General features: G+C 73.8%; 17 protein-coding genes. 5 read left to right on the top strand and 12 right to left on the bottom strand.

What is annotated here, in order from left to right:
- Positions 1–3 precede the first annotated feature (3 nt).
- The gene (locus IEY71_RS06090) at positions 4–645 is read left to right on the top strand and encodes a TetR/AcrR family transcriptional regulator (RefSeq protein ID WP_189084362.1); all 642 of its coding nucleotides are present in this window, start codon (positions 4–6) and stop codon (positions 643–645) included.
- Between the two features lie 55 nt (positions 646–700).
- On the opposite strand, the gene IEY71_RS06095 is transcribed toward IEY71_RS06090, so the two are convergent.
- Together IEY71_RS06095 and IEY71_RS06100 are read right to left on the bottom strand one after the other, a co-directional pair.
- Positions 701–1,543 carry a VOC family protein gene (locus IEY71_RS06095; protein WP_189085094.1) on the bottom strand — a complete coding sequence of 281 codons (843 nt, stop codon included), beginning with the start codon at positions 1,541–1,543 and terminating at the stop codon, positions 701–703.
- Between the two features lie 153 nt (positions 1,544–1,696).
- The gene (locus tag IEY71_RS06100; RefSeq protein ID WP_189084363.1) at positions 1,697–2,290 is read right to left on the bottom strand and encodes a TetR/AcrR family transcriptional regulator; all 594 of its coding nucleotides are present in this window, start codon (positions 2,288–2,290) and stop codon (positions 1,697–1,699) included.
- A 149-nt stretch (positions 2,291–2,439) separates the two neighbouring features.
- On the opposite strand from IEY71_RS06100, the gene IEY71_RS06105 reads away from it, so the two are divergent.
- Together IEY71_RS06105 and IEY71_RS06110 are read left to right on the top strand one after the other, a co-directional pair.
- Positions 2,440–4,764 (top strand): arylsulfatase, encoded by a 2,325-nt coding sequence (locus IEY71_RS06105; RefSeq protein ID WP_189084364.1) that lies wholly within the window; start codon positions 2,440–2,442, stop codon positions 4,762–4,764.
- 63 nt (positions 4,765–4,827) lie between these two features.
- Complete coding sequence (locus IEY71_RS06110; protein WP_189084365.1) at positions 4,828–6,348, top strand: ABC transporter substrate-binding protein; 1,521 nt, start codon at positions 4,828–4,830, stop codon at positions 6,346–6,348.
- A 72-nt stretch (positions 6,349–6,420) separates the two neighbouring features.
- On the opposite strand, the gene IEY71_RS06115 is transcribed toward IEY71_RS06110, so the two are convergent.
- From IEY71_RS06115 to IEY71_RS06125, 3 genes are read right to left on the bottom strand one after another with little or no spacing between them, the layout of a single operon-like run.
- Complete coding sequence (locus tag IEY71_RS06115; protein WP_189084366.1) at positions 6,421–7,305, bottom strand: sugar phosphate isomerase/epimerase family protein; 885 nt, start codon at positions 7,303–7,305, stop codon at positions 6,421–6,423.
- Positions 7,302–8,558, bottom strand: coding sequence for a dihydrodipicolinate synthase family protein (locus IEY71_RS06120; RefSeq protein ID WP_189084367.1), 1,257 nt, complete (start codon positions 8,556–8,558; stop codon positions 7,302–7,304). The genes IEY71_RS06115 and IEY71_RS06120 overlap by 4 nt, the downstream gene beginning before the upstream one ends.
- Positions 8,555–9,733, bottom strand: coding sequence for a Gfo/Idh/MocA family protein (locus IEY71_RS06125; protein ID WP_189085095.1), 1,179 nt, complete (start codon positions 9,731–9,733; stop codon positions 8,555–8,557). Before IEY71_RS06125 ends, IEY71_RS06120 begins: the two co-directional genes overlap by 4 nt.
- Before the next feature lie 182 nt (positions 9,734–9,915).
- Here IEY71_RS06125 and IEY71_RS06130 point away from each other — a divergent pair, with 182 nt between their 5' ends.
- Positions 9,916–11,052: a glycerate kinase gene (locus IEY71_RS06130; RefSeq protein WP_189084368.1), complete on the top strand. Its 1,137-nt coding sequence runs from the start codon at positions 9,916–9,918 to the stop codon at positions 11,050–11,052.
- Between the two features lie 84 nt (positions 11,053–11,136).
- Here IEY71_RS06130 and IEY71_RS06135 read toward each other — a convergent pair whose 3' ends face one another.
- The 4 genes from IEY71_RS06135 to IEY71_RS06150 all read right to left on the bottom strand — a co-directional run bounded on the left by IEY71_RS06135 (position 11,137) and on the right by IEY71_RS06150 (position 16,181).
- Positions 11,137–12,897, bottom strand: a complete 1,761-nt coding sequence (locus tag IEY71_RS06135) for a glycoside hydrolase family 9 protein (RefSeq protein WP_229781543.1) — start codon at positions 12,895–12,897, stop codon at positions 11,137–11,139.
- Positions 12,898–12,899: 2 nt separating this feature from the next.
- Positions 12,900–13,832, bottom strand: a complete 933-nt coding sequence (locus tag IEY71_RS06140) for a carbohydrate ABC transporter permease (protein ID WP_229781544.1) — start codon at positions 13,830–13,832, stop codon at positions 12,900–12,902.
- 24 nt (positions 13,833–13,856) lie between these two features.
- Entirely contained in the window at positions 13,857–14,807 is a 951-nt protein-coding gene (locus tag IEY71_RS06145) for a carbohydrate ABC transporter permease (RefSeq protein ID WP_189084370.1), read from the bottom strand.
- A gap of 87 nt (positions 14,808–14,894) precedes the next feature.
- On the bottom strand, positions 14,895–16,181 hold the full coding sequence (locus tag IEY71_RS06150; RefSeq protein WP_189084371.1) for an ABC transporter substrate-binding protein: 1,287 nt from the start codon (positions 16,179–16,181) through the stop codon (positions 14,895–14,897).
- Positions 16,182–16,405: 224 nt separating this feature from the next.
- On the opposite strand from IEY71_RS06150, the gene IEY71_RS06155 reads away from it, so the two are divergent.
- Positions 16,406–17,167 (top strand): GntR family transcriptional regulator, encoded by a 762-nt coding sequence (locus IEY71_RS06155; RefSeq protein WP_189084372.1) that lies wholly within the window; start codon positions 16,406–16,408, stop codon positions 17,165–17,167.
- An 18-nt stretch (positions 17,168–17,185) separates the two neighbouring features.
- Here IEY71_RS06155 and IEY71_RS06160 read toward each other — a convergent pair whose 3' ends face one another.
- Genes IEY71_RS06160 through IEY71_RS06170 form a run of 3 tightly spaced genes read right to left on the bottom strand, consistent with a single transcriptional unit; the run spans position 17,186 to position 21,076 of the window.
- Complete coding sequence (locus IEY71_RS06160) at positions 17,186–18,082, bottom strand: N-acetylglucosamine kinase (RefSeq protein ID WP_189084373.1); 897 nt, start codon at positions 18,080–18,082, stop codon at positions 17,186–17,188.
- Entirely contained in the window at positions 18,079–19,098 is a 1,020-nt protein-coding gene (locus IEY71_RS06165; RefSeq protein WP_189084374.1) for an SIS domain-containing protein, read from the bottom strand. Before IEY71_RS06165 ends, IEY71_RS06160 begins: the two co-directional genes overlap by 4 nt.
- Before the next feature lie 19 nt (positions 19,099–19,117).
- Positions 19,118–21,076: a primary-amine oxidase gene (locus tag IEY71_RS06170; protein ID WP_189084375.1), complete on the bottom strand. Its 1,959-nt coding sequence runs from the start codon at positions 21,074–21,076 to the stop codon at positions 19,118–19,120.
- Between the last annotated feature and the right edge of the window lie 42 nt (positions 21,077–21,118).

The raw sequence follows: 21,118 nt of genomic DNA on the forward strand, positions 1-21,118 counted from the left end.
AGAATGAGCTCGTCGACTTCCACCCGTCGCGACGCCAGGCGCAACCACGAGCGGCTGCTCGTGGAAGCCCGTCGCCTGTTCGCCGAGCGCGGCATCGACGCGCCGCTCGACGAACTCGCCAATCGAGCGGGGGTGGGGGCCGGCACGGTGTACCGGCACTTCCCCAACCGCGAGGCGCTGCTGCTCGAGCTGTACGACTCGGCCCTCGTCATGTTCCGCGACATGCAGCCGGAGATCGTCGAGGCGGACACGGCCTGGCAGGCGATCGAGCGCTACATCGAGCGACTCGCCGGCTGGATCGCCGAGACCCCGTACCTCGCGGCGCTGCTGCACCGCGTCGGCGAGATCTACCCCGACCACCAGCCGGCGCTGGCCATGGAGCCGCTCCTGAACGAGCTCGTCGAGCGCGCCAAGGCCGAGGGCTCGCTGCGCGCCGACGTCACGGGCGTCGACCTCTCCGTGCTCGCGAACATGCTCGGCTCGGTCGGGCAGTTCGGCGGCGGCTACCTGCCGCACTGGCACCGGCAGCTCACGATCGTGCTCGACGGGCTGCGCGCCCGCCCCGAGCTCACGCCGCTGCCGGGCGAGGCGCCGAGCTTCGCCGAGTTCCACGAGCTGCAGCACGGGCGCGGCGCCGCCGAGTAGTACGGCGACGCGGATGCCTCGACGAGGCATCCACGTCATCCGCGCTGACCCCGCGCTACTCGGCCGCGCGCACCTCGACGAGGTTCGCCCACGGGTCGTCGAAGGCGAGCGTGCGGCCGTCGTCCCGCACGCCGACGCGGAAGTGCGCCATGCGCTCGCCGAGCGCGCCGAGCTCCTCGGCGTCGGGCACGACGATCTCGACCTTGCCGAGTCCGAGGGCGAGCCCGCGACGACCGGCGCCGCGACTGCCCCAGGTGTTCATCGCCATGTGGTGGTGGTAGCCGCCGGCCGAGACGAAGAGGGCCTGATCGCCCATCTCGGCGGTCGTCTCGAAGCCGAGCCGCTCGACGTAGAACTCGCGCGCGCTCGCCACGTCGCCGACGGAGAGGTGCACGTGGCCGACGATCGCGCTGCCGAGCCCGGTGCCCGCGGCGGCCGCCTGCACGCCCGGCTCGCCGAGGTGCTCCCGCAGGTAGGCGTTCGGGTCGAGGTGCAGGGTCGCCATCTCGACGGTGCCGTGCACCCAGCTCCAGGCGGAGCGGTCGCGGTCGAAGTAGAGCTCGACGCCGTTGCCCTCGGGGTCGGTGAAGTAGAAGGCCTCGCTGACGAGATGGTCGGCGCTGCCCGTGAAGGTGCCGGGGTAGCGCGAGGCGACCGAGTAGATCGCGGTCGCGAGCGCCTCGCGCGTGTCGAAGAGGATGGCTGTGTGGTAGAGCCCGGCGTCGCGCGGCGAGGCGTGCCGCAGCTCGGGCGCGTGCTCGAGCACGATGATCGGCGTCGTGCCGCGGCCGAGCACGGCGAGGGGGCCGTCGTGGCGCAGCAGTTCGAGGGTGACGCCGTCGCGGTAGTAGCGGATCATGCCGTCGAGGTCGGCGACCCGCAGCGTCACGGCGCCCATGCCGGTGTCGGCGGCGAGGAGTCCGGCGCCCTGCGGCGCCCCATTGGTTGTAAGCACAACTAATACTACCGCGCGGCGCCCCGGGGTATTCCCGACTGATCTCTCGAGTTGCCCGACGTTCATGAAAGTCGGGCAAGTCTGGGGGTGGGGGCCTCAGCGGCGGCGCAGGCTCTCGAGCAGGGCGTCGAGGGCGGCGCGCATCCGCTCGTCGGTCGAGAACTCGGGCATCAGCAGGCGGATGGTCTGCCAGCCCATGTTCGCGGAGGCGACCCGGTCGGAGGCGGTGACGAGGTCGACGTCGTCGGCGAGCTCGCCGTCGTCGCGCGCCTCCTCGAGGTAGCGCAGGATGCGCTCGCGCCACTGCCGGGCGTGCTCACGCTGCGTCGCCCAGAACGCCTCGTTCTGCGCCGCGTAGCTCCAGTAGGCGACGCCGACCCTGGCGTGCCGGGTGCCCTCCGGGCCGAAAGGGAGCGCGGCCACGCACATGCCGTGCAGCGCCGCGAGGCCCCGCTTGCCGGCCGTGAGCTCGTCGATGCGCGCGTCGGCGTCGCCCCGGGTGAGCAGGAACACCGCGTTCAGCAGGCTCTCCTTGTCGGGGAAGTACCGCGCGAAGGCGCTGTGCGAGTACCCCGCCTCGGCCGCGATGCTGCGCATGGTCGCCTGATCGAAGCCGTCGCGGGCGATGACCTGCCACGCGGCCGCCGCGATCTCGTCGCGGCGCGCGTCGTGATCGACGACTCTCGGCATCCTCGGCTCCTCGTTCGGCCTGCTGACCGGCTGGTGCCTCACAGCATACGTTGTTCCACGCATGGAGAAAGTTATGCGTTCGTGACCTCGCGTGGGCCGCCGGCGGTTATCGTTAGTGACCACTTGGTCTCCAACGATTGCGAGGATGCATGGGACGGGCAGCTGCACGCGGCTACGAGGGCTTCGGCGGACGGGTCGAGGAGTTCGCCTCCGCCTCGACGCCCTGGGACCGCCCGCGCCGCGCCGCCCCCGCCGGGGCGCCGAACATCGTCGTCGTGCTCGTCGACGACCTCGGCTTCAGCGACCTCGGCCCCTTCGGCAGCGAGATCCCCACCCCGAACATCGACCGCCTCGCGGACGGCGGCTGGATCTTCACCGACTACCGCACCGCACCCGTCTGCTCGCCCGCCCGCGCCGCCCTGCTCACGGGCCTCAACCCGCACCGGGCGGGCTTCGGCACCGTCGCGCACGTCGACCCCGGCTACCCCGGCTTCACCTGCGAACTCCCCGAGGACGCCCCCACCCTCGCCGAGTCGCTGCGCGCCGGCGGCTACGCGACGTTCATGGTCGGCAAATGGCACCTCACCGTCGAGTCGGAGCTGCACGACGGCGGCGATCGCGCCAGCTGGCCGCTGCAGCGCGGCTTCGACCGCTACTTCGGCAGCATGGACGGCTTCACCTCGCTGCACCACCCGCACCGGCTCGTGCGAGACAACTCCGTCGTCGACCGGCCGAGCCTGCCGGAGGGCTACTTCCTCACCGACGAGCTCACCGAGGAAGCGCTCGGCATGATCGACGGGCTGCGCGCCAACGACGCGGCCAAGCCGTTCTTCCTCTACTTCGCGCACACCGCGGTGCACGGTCCGGTGCAGGCCAAGGCCGAGGACATCGCCCGCCAGCGCGGCCGCTACGCCGCCGGTTGGGACGCCCTGCGCGAGGCGCGCTTCGCCCGGCAGCGCGAGCTCGGCATCGTCGCGCCGGGGACGCGGTTGCCGGAGGGTGAACAGGCGGATGCCGCGCTCATCCCGCCGTGGGAGTCGCTGACGGAGGCCGAGCGCGAGCTCTTCGCCCGGCACATGGAGGTCTACGCCGCGTCGGTCGCCGAGGTCGACGAGAGCGTCGGCCGGCTCGTGCAGCGGCTCGAGGAGCTCGGCGAGCTTGACCGCACGATCATCGTCGTCGCGAGCGACAACGGCGGCACCGCCGAGGGCGGCCCCGGCGGCACCCGCAGCTACTTCGCGCAGTTCGTCGCGGGCACGCCCGTGCCGGGCGACTGGGTGCGCGACGTCCCCCGCGAGCTCGAACTGCTCGGCGGGCCGCGCGTGCACGGCCACTACCCGGCCGGCTGGGCGCGGGTCTCGAACACGCCGTTCCGCTCCTTCAAGGGCGGGCTGTACGAGGGCGGCGTGCACGCCCCGCTCGTGCTCTCGTGGCCGGGCGCGCCCGTGCAGCGCGCCGACCGCGGCCTCCGTGGCCAGTTCGTCTTCGTCGCCGACCTCGCCCCGACCCTGCTCGAGCTCGCCGGCGTCGCCCCGCTCGGGGAGCGGCACGGCCGACCCGCGCAGGAACCCGACGGGCGGAGCTTCGCCTCCGCGCTCGGCGACGCCACCGCGCCCGGCCGCTCGGCCCAGTACTTCGAGAGCTTCGGCCGTCGGGCGATGGTGTCGGCGGGCTGGAAGGCGGTGTCCCCGACCGCGCCGACTCCGGCGGAGGGCGCCGCGGGCGGCCGCTGGGAGCTCTACGACCTCGCGGGCGACCCGAGCGAGACGCGCGACGTCGCGGCGGAGCATCCGTCCCTCCTCGGCGAACTCGCCGAGAGCTGGCGCCGCGAGGCCTGGCGGAACACCGTCTTCCCGCTCGACGACGACGGCTCGCTGTTCCGCAGCCGGCCGGAGCGCGAGTGCGCGCTCGCCGAGCCGGTGCGGCTGCCGCCGTTCCGGCCGCCGCTCGAACGCTTCCGCGCCTCCCGGCTCACCGTGCTGCGCTCCTTCGAGGTGCGCGCCGAGCTCGTGCTCGGGCCCGAGGCCTCCGGCGTGATCGTCGCGCACGGCGACCAGGGCGGCGGGTACCTGCTCGCGATCGAGGGCGGCCGGCCGCTCGTCTCGTACAACGCCTACGGCGTCATGCACCGGGCGCACGGCGCCCGGCTCGAGCCGGGGGAGCACCGGCTCTCGCTCCGGCTCGACGAGCTGGACGGCCTGCGCTGGCGCGTCGCGCTCGAGGTCGACGGGATGCCGGACGCCGAACTCCCGGCGGTGCCGATGCTGCTCGGCATGGCGCCGTTCACGGGGATCAGCGTCGGCTACGACTTCGGCGGGCCGGTCGACTGGGAGCTGCACGAGCGGCACCCCGGCGGCTTCCGCTTCCTCGGCGGCGAGCTCGGCGCCGTCACCTACCTTCCCGGGGCGAGGTCCCGCCACGACGCGACCGTCATCCGACGGCTCGACGAGGCGGTGCTCGCCGTCGCCGACTGACCGTGCCGGCATCCGCCGGCCGACCCAGCTGTTCCGCACTCCCCCGACCACGAAAGGAACACCATGAACCGCACCCCCATCGCGGCCGTCGCGCTCGTCGCGGCATCCGCCCTCGCCCTGACGGCCTGCTCGGCCGGCGGCGGCGGCGACGACGCCGCCGTCCCGAGCGAGCTGCGCATCGGCAACTTCGCCGACCTCACCTCCTGGGATCCGGCGAGCGCCGACATCGGCTTCAACGCCCCGTACCTCTCGGCGGTCTACGACCCGCTCGTCACGATCGACGGGGCGGGGGAGCCGCAGCCCGGGCTCGCGACCGACTGGGCCTTCTCCGACGACCGGCTCACCCTGACGATGAACCTCCGCAGCGACGCGGTGTTCGCCGACGGTGAGCCCTTCGACGCCGAGGCGGCCGTCGCGAACCTCGCGCACCTCAAGGACGGCACCGTCTCGCGCGAGTCCTACCTGAACGTCGAGAGCTTCCGCGCCGTCGACGAGGACACCGTCGAGATCCGGCTCTCCCGCCGCGACGACCGGCTGCTGTATTTCATGGGCCTCGGGCGGAGCTACATGGCCGCGCCCTCGGCGATCGAGGCCGGCACGCTCGAGCAGGCGCCCGTCGGCTCGGGGCCGTACACGCTCTCCGACGCCACGATCCCGGGCGCCGAGTACCGCTTCGAGCGGGCCGCCGAGCACTGGGCCGCCGAGGAGTTCCCCTTCGACAAGGTCACCGTGCTGCCGATGCAGGACTCGAGCGCCCGCAACAACGCCCTCGAGGCCGGGCAGATCGACGTCAGCTACGGCGACGCGACGACCGTCGGGATGGCCGAGCAGCACGGCTGGAACGTCGCCTCGCAGGTCGCCTCCTGGGTCGGCCTGCGCATCAACGACCACACCGGCTCGAAGCTCGCCCCGCTCGGCGACGCCCGGGTGCGCCAGGCACTCGCCTACGCCTTCGACGGCGAGGCGCTGCTCGCGAGCATCGGCGAGGGCGAGGGGGTCGCGACGCCGCAGCTCTTCGCCGCAGGCTTCGCGGGCTACGACGAGGAGCTCGACGGCCGCTACCCGCACGACCTCGACCGGGCGAAGGCGCTGCTCGCCGAGGCGGGCTACGCCGACGGCTTCGACGTGACGATGCCGATGGCGCCGCCGTTCCAGCCGTGGCAGGCCGCGGTCGATCAGACCTTCGGCGAGCTCGGCATCCGCGTCACCTGGGACGAGTTCCAGTACGTCGACTACCAGTCGAACGCGCCGAGCTACCCGATGTTCATCTCGGTGCTCGCCGTCGACTCGAACCCGACCGCGACGATCGCCCGCCAGCTCACGGTGCCGCAGTGGTACATGCCGGAGCCGGACATCGCGCAGTTCCCCGGGCTGCAGGCGCAGGTCGACCGGGCGCTCGACGCGGAGCCGGGGGAGGCGCAGCAGGCCGAGATCCAGGCGCTGAACGCGATGCTCGTCGAGGAGGCCTGGCAGGTGGTCTGGTACCAGGCGAACGACATCTACGTGACGGTCGCGGGCATCGAGCTCACCCCGGTCACCGGCATGAAGTTCCCGTCGCTGCGGCAGATCCAGCCGACGGCCTGACGGGAGACGGCCGCGGCCGGTCCGTCCTCGCGGGGAGGGCGGACCTGCCGCGGTGCGCGCTGCTCTGTCGGCTCAGGCCGCCGGGGCGGCGGCCGCGGCGAGGTGCGGCGCGACGGCCGCGGCGAAGCTCGCCGAGGTGCGCGCGGCGACCTCGGCGTGCGGGCTCGCCCAGATGTCGGCGTTGAAGAGCTCGACCTCGACGTCGCCCGTGTAGCCCGCCGCCTCGACCGCGGCGGTCAGCCCGGCGAAGTCGACGACGCCCTCGCCCGGGTAGTGCCGGGAGAGCAGCACGTCGGCGGCGAGCGGGGTCCTCCAGTCGCAGACCTGGTACGTCGCGATGCGGCCCTCCCGGCCCGCGCGCGCGATCTGCGGCAGCACCTCCGGGTCCCACCAGAGGTGGAAGGTGTCGACGGCGACGCCGACCGTCTGCGGCGCGAAGGGCGCCGCGAGATCCAGCGCCTGGCGCAGGGTCGACACCACGGCGCGGTCCGAGGCGTACATGGGGTGCAGCGGCTCGATCGCGAGCGTCACGCCGGCGGCGGATGCCTCGGGCGCGAGTTCCCCGAGGGCGTCGGCCACCCGGTCGCGGGCGCCGATGAGGTCCGTCGACCCCTCGGGGAGTCCGCCCGCGACCAGGACCAGGACCGCGCGGGAGCCGACGGCGCCGGACTCGGCGAGCACCGCCGTCTCCTCGATCGCGCGGCGATTCTCGTCGATCGACGCCCGGCGGGCCGGGCCCTCCGCCATCGTGAAGAAGCCCTGCCGGCAGAGCGTCGAAAGCCGCAGCCCCGAGTCGTGGAAGCGGCGGGCGGCGGCGGCGAGGCCGACCTCGGCGATCGGCTCGCGCCAGAGGCCGACCGAGCGGTAGCCGGCGTCGACGAGCACGCGCAGCGACTCGTCGAAGCCCGCGTGCTTGATCGTGCCGACGTTCATCGACAGCCGGGGGTGCGCGCTCATGCGCCGGCCCCGACCGGGACGGCGGCGCTGCGCGCCTCGATCCCGTTCACCCCGAGCAGCGCGTGCCAGCGCGCCGCGGCGAGCTCGGGCCGCTCGAGCGCGCCCGCCTCGTTCGCGAGCTCGACGATGCGGGAGAGGTGCGGCAGGCTGCGGGCGGCGTGCAGGCCGCCGACCATCTGGAAGGCGGGCTGGTGCCCGTTCAGCCAGGCGAGGAACGCGACGCCCGTCTTGTAGTAGTACGTGGGGGCGGCGAACACCTGCCGGGAGAGCTCCTCGGTGGGCCCGAGGATGGCGCGGTACGAGCCGACGTCGCCGGCGTCGAGCGCCTGGATCGCCGCGGAGGCGTTCGGGGCGACGGCGGCGAACGCCCCGAGCAGCGCGTCGGAGTACGGCCGGCCCGACCCGTCGCCGGCGGCACCGGCACCGGCACCGGCGCCCTCGCCCTCGATGAGGCCGACGTAGTGGAAGTCGTCGCCGGTGAACATGCGCGCGGTCGCGGGCAGCCGGCGGCGCACCGCGATCTCGGCGTCCGCGTCGAGCAGGCTCATCTTCACGCCGGAGACCCGGTCCGGGTTCGCCGCGATGATGTCCAGCAGGGTGTCCGCCGCGGCATCCACGTCGTCCGAGCCGCTCGTACCGGGCTCCGTCGACGTGAAGTACCCCGCGAGCACCGGGTCGAAGGCGGGGCCGAGCCAGTGCAGCACGACGGGGGCGCCGGCCGCGGCGAGCACCTCGCCGTAGACGCGCCGGTAGTCCTCGGCGCTCTGCGCCGCCCGGGCGAGGTGCCGGCTCGCCATGAGCACGGCGCCCGCGCCGGCGTCCTCGGCGTGGTGCAGCTGGGCCCGGTACGCGTCGACGATCTCCGCGAGGGAGACGTGCTCGGCCTCGAGGTGGTCGGTGTTGACGCCCACGACGAGCCGGCCGCCGACCGCGTTCGCCTCGGCGGCGCTGCGGCTGATGAGCTCTCGGGTCGCGGCGGGGTCGAGGCCCATGTTGCGCTGCGCGGTGTCCATCGCGTCGGCGACGCCGAGCCCCCAGCTCCAGACGTGGTGGCGGAACGCGAGCGTCGCGTCCCAGTCGATATCGGCCGGGACGCCGGGGGTGTTGTCGGCCGAGGCGCGCGGCACGACGTGCGCGGCCGCGTAGGCGACACGGCTCGCCGGCGGCCGGCCGGGCTTCGTGAACGCGGGGGCCTCGCGCAGGGCGACGGCGCGCACGGCGCCGTCGCCCGCGAGCAGGGTGAGCGCGGTCACGCGCCGACTCCGGCGAGCTCGGCGGATGCCTCGGCGCCGGCCGCGCCCGCGATCGTCACGTGCGGCAGCTCGACGCGGCGGCCCTCGGCGTTCGAGCGCAGGCCGGCCTCGGCGAGCAGCACGCCGCGCGCGCCGGCGAGGAAGTCGAAGCGGTTCGGGGCGTCCTCGATGACGTGGCGGAGGAACTCCTCCCACTGCGCCTTGAAGCCGTTCTGGAACTCCCGGTTGCCGGGCGACTCGATCCAATCGCCGGCGTAGTCGTGCGCGTCGGCGAGGTCGGGGTTCCAGACGGGCTTCGGGGTGGCGTTGCGCGGCTGGATCTTGCAGCCGAAGAGGCCGACCACGGCCGAGCCGTGCGTGCCGTCGACCTGGAACTCGACGAGCTCGTCGCGGTTCACGCGGGTGGTCCAGCTGGAGTTGAGCTGCGCGGTCACGCCGCCCTCGAGCTCGAAGATCGCGTAGGCGGCGTCGTCGGCCGTCGCGGCGTACGCCCGGCCCTGCTCGTCGATGCGCTCGGGGATCTCGGTGACGGCCTTCGCGTAGACCGACTCGACCCGGCCGAAGAGGTTCTCGAGCACGTAGTTCCAGTGCGGGAACATGTCGACGATGATGCCGCCGCCGTCCTCGGCGCGGTAGTTCCAGCTGGGGCGCTGGGCGGGCTGCCAGTCGCCCTCGAACACCCAGTAGCCGAACTCGCCGCGCACCGAGAGGATGCGCCCGAAGAAGCCCGAGTCGATCAGGCGGCGGAGCTTCTCGAGCCCCGGCAGGTAGAGCTTGTCGTGCACGACGCCGTTCTTGATGCCGGCCGCGTCGGCGAGGCGCGCGAGCTCGAGCGCCTCCTCGAAGCTCTCGGCGGTGGGCTTCTCGGTGTAGATCGCCTTGCCGGCGGCGATCGCCTTGCGGAGGGCGGCGGCCCGCGCCTTCGTGACGAGGAAGTCGGCGTAGATCTCCCAGCGCGGGTCGGCGAGCGCCTCGTCGAGGTTCGTCGTCCAGTGCTCGATGCCGTGCTTGGCGGCGAGTTCGGCGAGCTTCTTCTCGCTGCGGCCGACGAGGATCGGCTCGAGCTGGACGCGGGTCTCGCCGTCGCCGAGGAGCACGCCGCCCTCCTCGCGGATGGCCAGGATCGAGCGCACGAGGTGCTGGCGGTACCCCATGCGCCCGGAGACGCCGTTCATGATGATGCCGATGGTGCGGGTGGGCTGCTCTGCCACGGTGGTTCCTCTTCAGGTCCGGGAGCGCGGGCGTGATCGCCGCACTCGGGAAAGCGTTTACCGAGAGTGTGGCATGCGGCGGAGCACCGCGCAAGAGCGGATGACGCGGGGTTGCCGCCCCGCCGCGCGGCTGCCATGATCGCAGCATGGATAACGCTTTCCCGAACGGCGACGGAGCCGCTCGCCCGGCGGGTCCCCGCATCGTCGTCGCACCCGATTCGTTCAAGGGCAGCGCCACCGCGGCCGACGCGGCCCGGGCGATCGCCGGCGGCTGGGCTTCCGTGCGACCCTTCGACGAGCTCGTGCTGCGGCCCATGGCCGACGGCGGGGAGGGCACGCTCGACGCCTTCGCGGCCGCCGTGCCCGGCGCCGAGCGCCGCCCCGTCGTGGTCGCCGGCCCGGCGGGTGGTGAGCACACCGCCGAGTGGCTGCTGCTGCCGGACGGTACCGCCGTCGTCGAGCTCGCCGCGACGAGCGGCCTCACCCTGCTCGACCGGCCGCGCCCGCTCGAGGCGTCCACCCGTGGCTTCGGCGAGGCGATCGGGGCGGCGCTCGACGCGGGCGCGGAGCGGCTGCTGCTCGCACTCGGCGGCAGCGGATCCACCGACGGCGGCACCGGGGCGCTCACGGCGCTCGGCGCGCGCTTCCTTCGGGCCGACGGCGCGCCGATCGCCCCGGGCGGCGGCGGGCTCGTCGAGCTCGATCGGGTCGAGCTCGACGGGCTGCGCGCCCTGCCGCCCGGCGGGGCGACGATCCTCGGCGACGTGACGAACCCGCTGCTCGGCGCCGACGGCGCGGCGGCCGTCTTCGGTCCGCAGAAGGGCGCCGACGCCGCCACCGTCGCGCGGCTCGAACAGGGCCTCGCCCGGCTCGCCGAAGCCACCCCGGGCGGAGCCGCCCTCGCTGCCGCGGCGGGAGCGGGAGCGGCCGGCGGCACCGGCTTCGGGCTGCTCGTGTGGGGCGCCAGGATGAGCGGCGGCGCCGCCGCGGTCGCGGAGGCGATCGGCCTCGACGCCGTGCTCGACGGGGCGCGCATCGTCATCACCGGCGAAGGGCGCTACGACCGGCAGTCCGCCGCGGGCAAGGCCCCGAGCGAGGTCGCCGCCCGCGCGGCGGCCGCCGGCGTGCCCGTCGCGCTCGTCGCCGGACGGATCGAAGCCGAGACGAGCGCGTTCCGCGCCGCGGCGTCGCTCAGCTCGCTCGCGGGCTCGGGCGCGCGGGCCATGGCCGATCCCCTCGCCTGGCTCCGGGCCGCCGGGGTCGAGCTCGCCCGGGCGCGCTGAGGCGTCCGCGCCAACCCAGGCGTCCGCGCCAGCCGAGGCATCCGCCCGCCTGCGCGCGCCGAGGCATCCGCCCGCGGGGCCCCGCTACTCGGCCGCGGTCGAGGGCAGCGCCGAGGCGGCGAGCAGGTACCACGCCGAGTGCGGGATCCACTGCTCGGCCCAGCGCCAGCTGTCCGGCCCGCCCGCGGTCTCCTCGGTGAGGAAGGCGATGCCGTGCTCGTCGTCGGGGGCGCTGGTGATGCCGTTCACGATGCCGCCCGGCACATTCGGGTGGTCGCGCGAGTACTCGACCGTGTTGCGGCCGCGGCCGTGCAGCATGCTCGCGTCGAAGGGGTTCCGGCCGAGGATCCAGGCGAGCTGGTCGGCGGCGAACGCCTCCAGCCGGGCGGCGAGCCCGGGCTCCGTCTCGTCCAGCTCGGCGACGAGGAGCGCCGCGAAGGCGAGCGAGCCGAGTGCGGCGTTCTCGCCCTGCCACCAATAGCCGGAGTCGTTCTCGTGCGGGAAGAAGAAGGCGTCCCGCGGGGCGCCCCCGCGGGGCTGCACCCGCTGTCGCGGGTAGCCGAAGGGGTTCGCCACCGCCTCGGTGCGGGCGAGCAGCTCCTCCGCGAGCCGGATCGCGAGCGCGGTCGCCGCCGGTGCGGTCGCGGCGTCGGGCAGCACCGCCGCGTAGCGCAGCAGCGCGACGATCGGCAGGCCCGCCTCGACCGGGCTGAAGTAGGGGCGGCCGTCGTCCCACGCTTCGAGCCAGCCGGGGGCGCCGGGATCGTCGGGGTCGCCGCGGTGCCGGGCGAGCAGCCCGGCGGCGCGGCGCTCGGCCGCCTCGCGGTACGCCGGGCGGCCGGGGTCCGCGGCGGCGAGCTCGGCCGCGGCGAGCAGGGCGCACACGTCGTCGACGATCGACTCGCTGCTCGGCGTCAGCTCGCCCGTCGCGAGGTCGAGCCCGAAGAGGTAGTCCCGGTTGTGCCGCTCGAGGTCGGCGAAGGCGCCGTGCGCGGCGTCGAGGTAGCTCGCGGCGTCGTACTCGCCGAGCGGCTCGTCGCGGGCGACGGTCGCGGCCCGGGCGAGGGCGGCGATCGCGAGCCCGCCGCCGCCGCGGTACGAGGCCTGGAAGCGGTCGGTGCGCACGCACTCCGGCAGCGGGGCGTTCACGATCCGCTCCTCGAGCCGCTTCGTGAGCCCGTCGAAGATCCCCGTGTAGAAGTAGCCCTCGGGCGCGCGGAACCGCACCAGGAAGTCCGCGCCGAAGAGCGCCTCGTCACGGGCGCGCGCGCCGAGCGCCCGGTGGAACCGCGGATGCCTCGCGGCGAGCCGGTCGCGCGCCTCGAACAGCGCCCACACGCACATCGGGATCTGCTGCGGGCTCATCGTCGGCGAGTACGTGAGGTGGCTGAGGAACTTGCTCGGGTCGCCGCTCGCGTCGAGCCAGCCGCCGCGCGCGTCGACCGTCGGTCCCTCGGGGTCGCCCCAGCGCGTCGCCGCCCGGTCCTTGCGGTCGATCTCGCCGCTCGAGCGCACCGCCTTGAAGGCGTACAGCACGTCGGAGAGCGTGCCGGCGGCGAACTGCTCCACGCCGATGGTGAACGGCTCGGAGGCGACGGTCGTCCCGCCGGCCGTGGCCTCGAGCCGGTAGCGGCCGGCCTCCTCCACCCGGCTCAGCTCGACCCGGGCGTACGCGCCGCCCGCCCAGGCGTCGACGTGCACGGCGGGCTCCGCGGCGAGCGGGATGCGCCGCCCGTCGTCCCGCACGAGCGCGCAGTCGGGCGTCTCGCCCTCGGCGAGCCCGGCCACGACGGCGCGCTTGGCCGCGCCGAGGTCGTAGCCGAGGTGGCTGGTCAGCACGCGCACGGTCATCCCTTCAGCGCTCCGGCGAGCACGGCGCTCTCCATCTTGTCGGCGAACACCGCGTAGACGAGGTAGGCGGGCACGAGCGTGATGATGATGCCCGCCGCGAGCACGCCGTACTGGGCGGCGTTCGCGATGGACAGCGTCGGCAGCGCGACCTGCGCGGTGCGCAGTGCCGCGTCGGGCCCGATGATGACGAGCGAGAAGAAGTACTCGTTCCAGAACGACAGGAAGTTCAGGATCGCGACGACGGTGAGCGTGGGCACCGACAGCGGCACGTAGACGGACCACAGCACGCGCAGCGGCCCGGCGCCGTCGAGCAGCGCCGACTCCTCGAGCTCGGCCGGCACGGCGCGCATCGCCTGGGTGAGCAGGATGACCGTGAGCGGCAGGGCGGAGGCGGGGAGGAACAGGATGAGGAACTCGCGGGTGTGGAACAGTCCGAGCGAGATCGACAGCAGCACCGTCGGCACCAGGGCGGCGAACCCCGGGATCAGGAAGCCGAGCGCGAACACCCGCTCGACCATCCGCCCGACCGCGCCCTTCGAGCGGGCCAGCGCGTAGGAGGCGGGGATGGCGAGCAGGAGCGTGACGAGCTCCGCGCCGAGGGTCACGTAGACGGAGTTCAGCATCGCCGTGCCGAGCGAGGCCTGGCTGAACGCGAGGCCGAAGTTGTCGAACGTCAGCGGGGTGAAGGGCGAGAACGGCTGGTTGAAGATGTCCGTGTTGCGCTTGAACGCCGAGATGACGAGGTAGTACAGCGGGGCGGCCAGCAGCAGCACGTACAGCCAGACGCCCGCGTGGGCGAGGTACTTCATCGGGCCGGTGCGGCCGAGCGCGTCGCCGCGGCGGCGACGGCGGCGACGGACGGCCGTCGGGGCGGCGGGGGCGGTGCGGCGCTCGGCGGGGCGGGCTTCCGGGGCGACGGTGGTGGTCATGACGATGGCTCCTGAAGCTCGGCTCTAGTACTTCTGCCGGAAGGCGCGGCGGATGAGGAGGATGCCGGCGACGCCGACGACGAACAGCACAACGGCGACGGCCTGGCTGTAGCCGACCTTCGACTGGTTGAAGGCGAAGTCGTACACGAGGAAGGAGAGGGTGACGGTCGCGTTGCCGGGGCCGCCGCGGGTGAGCAGCAGCACGACCGCGGCGGAGGCGAAGAGCGTCCAGAGGAACTGCAGCATCGTCACCACCCCGATGAACTCGCGGCAGATCGGCCAGGCGATCTGCCACATCCGGCGCCAGTGGCCGGCGCCGTCGATCTCGGCGGCCTCGAAGATCGACTCGTCGACCGAGTTCAGGCGCGCCGCGAGCATGATCGCCGACACCGACAGGCTGCACCAGATGGTGACGATGATGATGGCCCACAGCGCGCTCGTGCCGTCGGCGAGCCAGGGGCGGGCCAGCTCGTCGAGGCCGACGGCGTCGAGGAGGCCGTTGATCATGCCCTTCGGCGCGAAGACGCCGACGAAGACCATCGCGAGCGCCGAGGCGGAGAGCAGCACGGGGGTGAACATGAGCGCCCGCATGATGCGGTGGCCGCGGGGCTTGAGGCTCAGGTAGTAGGCCAGCATGAACGCGCCGAGCACGACGATGGGCAGCGAGACGACGAGCTGGAGGAGCGTGTTCCAGGCGCCGAGGCCGACCACCGGGTCGGTGAAGAGCCGCTCGAAGTTGCCGAGCCCGGCCGGGGTGCGCGGTGCGATGAGGCCGCGCCAGTTCACCGTGGAGAAGTAGAAGAGGCTCACCAGGGGCCCGACGGTGAAGACGAGGAACCAGATGAGCGCGGGGAGCGTGGCCGAGAGCTGCGCCGCTTCGCGGACGCGCGCCGAGCGGCGGCGGCGCGGGGCGGGGGAGCCGGCGCGGTCGGGGGAGTCGGGGGAAGGGCGGTGCGGGGTGGTGAGCGTGGTCACGTCGGTCCTCGGCGGTGCGGCGGTGCGGGGTGCTGCGATGGGAAGCGGATGCGCGGGCCGGCGCGTGTGCGCCGGCCCGCGCCGGGATCACTGCGCGGCGGCGTAGATCTCGTCGACCGTCGAGCAGATGGTCTGCGCGTCGGTGCCGGGCGTGAACGCGATCGAGGTCGCGCGGTACATCGGGTTCGAGACGTCGGCCGGCACGTAGATGTCGGGCATGACGGGGAACTCGACGCGCTCGGGGAACTCGGTGAGCGACTGCGCGAGCAGCGGCGCCGAGACGCCGGAGGTGTCGCCGCCGAAGTCGGCGACCGGGATCACGCCGCCCTCGTCGAGGATGCCCTTGATGACCTCGTTGCCGTACATGTGCTCGATGAGCTGGCGCACCTGGTCGATCTTCTGCTCGCCGTTCGGGCTGATCCACCAGCCCGCGGAGGTGGAGCCGCGGTAGGCGATGGGCTGCTCGTAGGCGGCGTCGTCGGGCAGCGGCAGGCCGCCGAGCTCGGTCGCGGCGGCGAGCTCCTCGGAGGCGCCCGGGTAGGCCCACGAGCCGAGCGGGGCGATGGCGGCCTGGCCGTCGAGGTAGGCGGCCTGCGCCTGGTCGGCGGTGTAGCCCTCGATGCCGTCGACGAAGACGCCGGCGTCGCGCAGCTCGATCAGCAGCTCGATGCCCTGCATCGCCTTGGGGTTCTCGCAGACGCCGCCCTCGGCGTAGACCTGCTTGGCCTCGTCCTCGCTGAGGTAGGCCTCGAGCAGCTGCAGGAAGATCTTCTGGCCGGACCAGTCGATGCCGCCGAACACGACGGGCGCGATGCCGGCGGCGCGCAGCTTGCCCGCGGCGGCGATGAGCTCGTCGGTGGTCTGCGGCACGCCCTCGACGCTGGCCTGGGCCAGCAGCTCGGTGTTGTACCACCACGGCCAGGTGAAGCCCGAGTAGGGGAAGGCGCGCAGATTGCCCTCGGTGTCGGTCCAGTCGACGAGCGCGTCGGCGGGGATGCGGTCGGCGATGCCCCACTCGTCGATGTAGTCGTTGACGGGCACGACGGCGCCGTTGGCGGCCCAGTCGAGCTGCTTCTCGAGCAGGCCCACCAGGAGCACGTCGGCCTCTTCGCCGGCGAGCAGGGAGGTCTCGTAGACCTGGTTCAGGTTGTCGCCGGACTCGAGCACCTTGACCTCGATGCCGGTCTCCTCGGTGAACGCCTCGAAGGCGTCGAAGAGCGGCTTGTTCTGGGCCTGGCTCGAGGTCCAGTTGGTCTGCACGACGATGACGTTCTCGTCGCCGGCGGCGTCGCCGCCGCTCGCGCACGCACCGAGTGCGAGCACCAGGGCGATCGCGCCGGCACCGGCGCCGGCCGTGGACAGGGTCTTCCTCACGGGGTTGCCTCCTGGGGGTTCGGCCGGCGTCCGCACCGGCGCGTTGAGGCGATGGTACATTTCGGACTACATGTGGTCAATACTGGTATTGAACTTGATGCCCGAATGGTGTGCTCGGCGACGAGGCATCCGCGGCTCGACGCGCAGCGCGAACCCGCGCCCGCCAGGATGGAGTGGTCGTGTACGGTACTGACTGGTATCGATCCCGAGCGGAGGGGGACCGCGTGGCAGAGCAGGGGACGACGGCGTCGCCGATCCGGGCGGACTATCCCGAGCCGCTCTGGGTCCAGGCCGTGCAGCTCATCACGGACGAGATCGCGCAGGGCCGCCTCGCCGAGGGCTCCCGCCTCCCCCCGGAGCGCGAGCTCTGCCAGCAGCTCGGCATCAGCCGCGTCACGCTGCGCAAGGCCCTCCTGCAGCTCGTCGACGACGGCGTGCTCGCCTCCTCGCACGGGCGCGGCTGGTACGTCGCCTCGGCGAAGGTCGCGAAGGAGTGGCCGAACAACCTCGAGTCGTTCACCGAGACGGCGCGCAAGATGGGCCTCGAGGCGTCCTCGCGCGTGCTGCGGGCCGAGGTGGCCCCCGCCGACCTCGACGAGGCCGAGTCCCTCTCGATCGCCCCGGGCACGCCGGTCTTCCACCTCGACCGGATCCGCCTGCTCGAGGGCGTGCCGACCGCGCTCGACACGACGATCGTGCCCGCCGCCCTCATCGGCGAGGCCGAGGCCGTCGATTTCGCCCACGGCTCGCTCTACGAGGAGCTCGAGCGCGCCGGCGCCTCGCCCGAGCGCGCGGACAGCACGATCGAGGCCCGCGAGTCCGACGCCGAGACCGCCGAGGCGCTCGGCATCGCGCCGGGCAAGCCGCTGCTCGTGATGCGCCAGCTCGTGCACGGCGCCGACGGCCGCGCGGTCGCGCTGTCGACGCTCCGCTACGTGGGTGAGCGCTACCGGCTGCGCACGGTCTTCGCGCGCGGGGCCCGCTGAGGCCGAGCCGGGTCCGCGTCAGGCGTCGCCGGCGATCCGGCGGGCGATCGCGAGCGCGCCGGCGACCGGCGGCTCGCGCAGGATCACGAGCTCCAGCTCGGGATGCCGTGCCGACAGCCGCTCGCGCAGCCCCTCCGCGAGCCGGGGCTGCCCCGCGATGACGCTGCCGCCCGCGACGACGTGCCGGCCGACCGCCCCGCGGGCGAGCAGCTGGTCGACGAGGCGGGCCAGGTGCTCGGCGCCGGCCGCGACGACCCCGGCCGCGAGCGCGGAGCCGGCGTCGGCCGCGCGGAACACGGCGGGCGCGTGCGGCGCCCAGTTCGCCATCGTCGGCTCGTCGTTCACCGCACGGGCGAGGCGCTCGGCATCCGCGACGCCGTAGGCGCGGAGCAGCGCGCCGAGCAGGCCGTCGTCCGGATCCCCGTCGTCGTGCGCGAGCAGGGCCGCCCTCGTGGCCTCGCGGACGAGGCCCGCGGCGCCGGCCTCGTCGCCGATGACCCAGCCCCAGCCGCCCGTCACGAAGTCGCGGCCGTCGGCCGTGCGCCCCACCCCGATGGCACCGGTGCCCGCGATGAGGCCGAGCCCCTCCGTGAAGCCCGCGGCCGGCACGAGCAGGGCGGCGTCGTTGACGCAGGCGACGCGCGGAATCCCGCTCGTCTCGAGCTCCGCCTCGAGGTCCCGGGCCACCGCCTCGGCGTCGAGCCCCTGGGCCCCGACCGCGAGCGCGTTGACGCGTCGGTCGGGCAGGGCCGCGGCGACCACGTCGAGGATCAGCCGTGCGGCCCGGTCCGCGGGCTCGGCGTCCCACTCCCCCGAGGGCACGACGACGTCCGCGACGACGGCGCCCGAGGCATCCGCCGCCCGGAGCGCCGTCTTGGTGCCGCCGACGTCGAGGCCGACCCGCAGTCCGCTCATGCCGGCACGTCGCTGACGTCGAGCTTGGTGTCGTCGTTGTGGAACACGAACTCCTCGATGTCGACGCCGCGCAGCTCGGCGACGCGGCGGACGAGCCCCTGCAGCGCGAGGGCCTCGAAGACCGGCCGCTGCGCCTCGCTCGACTCGGGCAGCACGACGACGGCCGCGTCGCGGACCTCGAGCCCCGGGTCGCTCGTGACGAGCAGCACCCGGTGCCCGGCGTCGGCGAGCGTGCGCGCCAGCTGCGCCTCGCGCGCCTCGCCGAAGAGCACGTGCACCCCGTCGCCCGCCGACTCCATCGAGCCGTGCAGGTACTGCCGGGTGCTCATCGCGCTCGCCGGGATGCGGGCGGCCTCACGGAAGAGCAGCGCCCCCGCCTCGGCCGAGCCGAGCGAGCCGCCGCCCCCGACGAAGTCGGCGCTCGGCGCGGCGGCGAAGAGCTCCGCCGCGGCACCGAGCCCCGGGTCGAGGCTCGCCTCGGCCGCCCGGAAGCGCTCGCCGAGACTCGCCCACGAGGCATCCGTCCGGCCGTCGGCCCACGCCTCGGCGAGCATCGCGAGCGCCGTCAGGGTCGCCGTGTAGCCGATCGTCGAGGCGTAGCTGTCGGCGATGTTGCCGAGCTCGAGGCGGCGGCTCGCCAACTCGGAGAGCGGGGACGGCGCCGTGTTCACCACCGCGTAGCGGAGCTCGGGGGTGACCGACTCGAGCGCCGCCACGGTCTCCGAGCTGCGGCCGCTCTGCGAGATCGCGACGACCGGGTGGTCGCCCGTGACGAGCGGCAGCGGGGTGTCCCCGGCGCCGAGGCGCCAGGCCGGCACCCCGCCGGCGCGCAGCCGCCACACGGCGGGCGCCGCCGCCGAGAGGCTCGCGCCGATGCCGAGCAGCACCGGGCCGGGCGCCGAGAACGCGCCCGCCGCACCGAGGGCGGCGAGCTGCGTCTCGAGCCGCGGCACGAGCCGCGTGAGCTCCTCGGCCTGCGTCGCCGTCGCCTCGGTGAATGCGATGTATCCGTCCACGTTTCCTCGTGCTCCAGTCTCAGTGGTGCGCGTCGTGCGGGTGCGCATGCCCCGCCGATGCGTGATGGTCCGGTGCGCAGTGGTCGGCGGCGGCCGGGATGTCGAGCGAGGGGTTGCGCCCGAAGAAGCCGTGCGGCTTCAGCACGAATCCCGTGGAGTCGACGGGCATGATCGGCCAGTCCTCGACCCGCGGGAAGTGGGTGAGGCCGAAGGTGTGCCAGAGCACGAGGTCGCTCGCCTCGACCGGGCGGTCGCCCGCGGTCCACTCGGGCAGGCCGGCGCCGCCCCGGTGCAGGTTCACGAAGTCGCCGGCGGGGTACCGCTCGTCCGGCGCGTAGGGCGTCACCCAGAGGTGCTTCGTCGTGTACGCGGCGCGCGCGGCGATGTCGGAGTCGGCGTCCGCGAGCAGCAGCGGGCCGCCCTCGGGGAAGAGCACCCAGCCGGTCGGGCGGCCGAGCCGGTTGCGCCGCTCCTCGCTCGTGACGAGCCAGACGCGGCCGCGGCGGTTGTCCGCCTCGCGCTGCGCCTGCAGCTCGCTGCTGAGCCGGGTGAACGACTGGGTGAAGCCCGTGCCGCTGGGGTTGTCGGCGCCGCGGGGCACGGCGACGGCCTCGACCTCGTCGACGGAGTTGCGGTGCCCGTCGACCATCATGTCGAGGCGGGCGCTGAAGAGGTGCTGGTGGTTCGGGGCGCCGAGGCCCGGGGCGACCTCGGTGGCCCACGGGTAGCCCTCGCCCGGGTACGAGGAGGTGAAGACGATGCCCGTCGCCTTGATCTCGAACTCGATCGTGCCGTCGAGGCCGAAGTACCAGTAGAAGCCGTAGTCGTAGTTGCCGACGGTCATGAAGAAGCTCACGACGAGGCGGCGGTTGCGGCGGGTCTCGCTCGAGCCGTTCCAGTTGTCGGAGTGCTTCCAGAGGATGCCGGCGTCCTCCTCGTGGATGCAGATCGCCTGGTGGATGACGTGCGGGGCGCCGTCGTTGCCGGCGACGACCGCGTCGAGGTACGTGATGTCGCCGACGCAGTCGCAGCCGAGCTCGAGGGAGTTCGCGAAGCCGCCGAAGAGGTACTCGCCGCCGTCGAAGAAGTTCTGGAACCAGCGCTGCGGGCTCGGATCGCCGTAAGGCACGACCATCTCGGCGATCGAGGCGCGGTAGATCACGGGCCGGGTCTCGCCGTCGTCGTCGATGCCGATGTTGTGCAGCACGAGGCCCTCGCGCTGGTCGAAGCCGACCTGGAGCTGCCAGCCCGCCCAGGAGAGCACGCCGTGCTCGTCGATCGTGAAGCTCGGGCCCTCCGGCTGGGTGATCTCGATCGGCTTCAGGCCCTCGCGGTCGGGGCCGCGCCACTCGGGGAGGTGGTAGTTGCCCTCCTCGGCGGGAACGGGGAGCTCGGCGTAGTCCACGACGTCGAGCACCTCGCCCGTGACGACGTCGACCATGACCGTCACGCCGTCGACGGGATGCGCCCAGCCGAGGTCCTCGGGCGTGTGCTGCACGAAGGTGAAGCAGCGCTGGATGCGCCGCCCGCGCTCGGTGTCGGCGAGCACGCCGGCGGAGAGCGGGTTCACCCGCAGCTTCGAGACGTCAGTCAGCCCGCGCTTGGCCATCGCGGCGAGCCAGCGCTCGTCCCGGTGCACGACCTCCTCGACGAGGGAGAACTCGCGGAGCACGACGGGGACGGCGCCGTCGACGTCGAGCTCGAGCTCTCGGGCGGAGACGAGCACGCCGGTCGCGGGCTCGACGACCGTGTCGTGCGATCGGCCCGTCGCCATATCGATGAGGAAGGAGCGGACCCGCCGGGGCGGCCGCCCGCCGGCGAACAGCTCCCGCTTGTCGGCCTCGTCGAGGCCGACGTAGGAGAAGTGCGTGTCGTCGGTGACGAGCCCCTCCCGCTCGAGCACGGCTCGGTTCCCGGCGATCTCGTCGGCCTGCAGGGTGCGCAGCGCCTCGGGGAGGTGGTCGGGGAATCGGGTCATGGTGGTGCTCCTTCCAGGCCGGCGGGGCCGGCGGATCGGTTG

It is taken from the genome of Agromyces mediolanus (genome assembly GCF_014648575.1).
Lineage (GTDB): Bacteria > Actinomycetota > Actinomycetes > Actinomycetales > Microbacteriaceae > Agromyces > Agromyces mediolanus.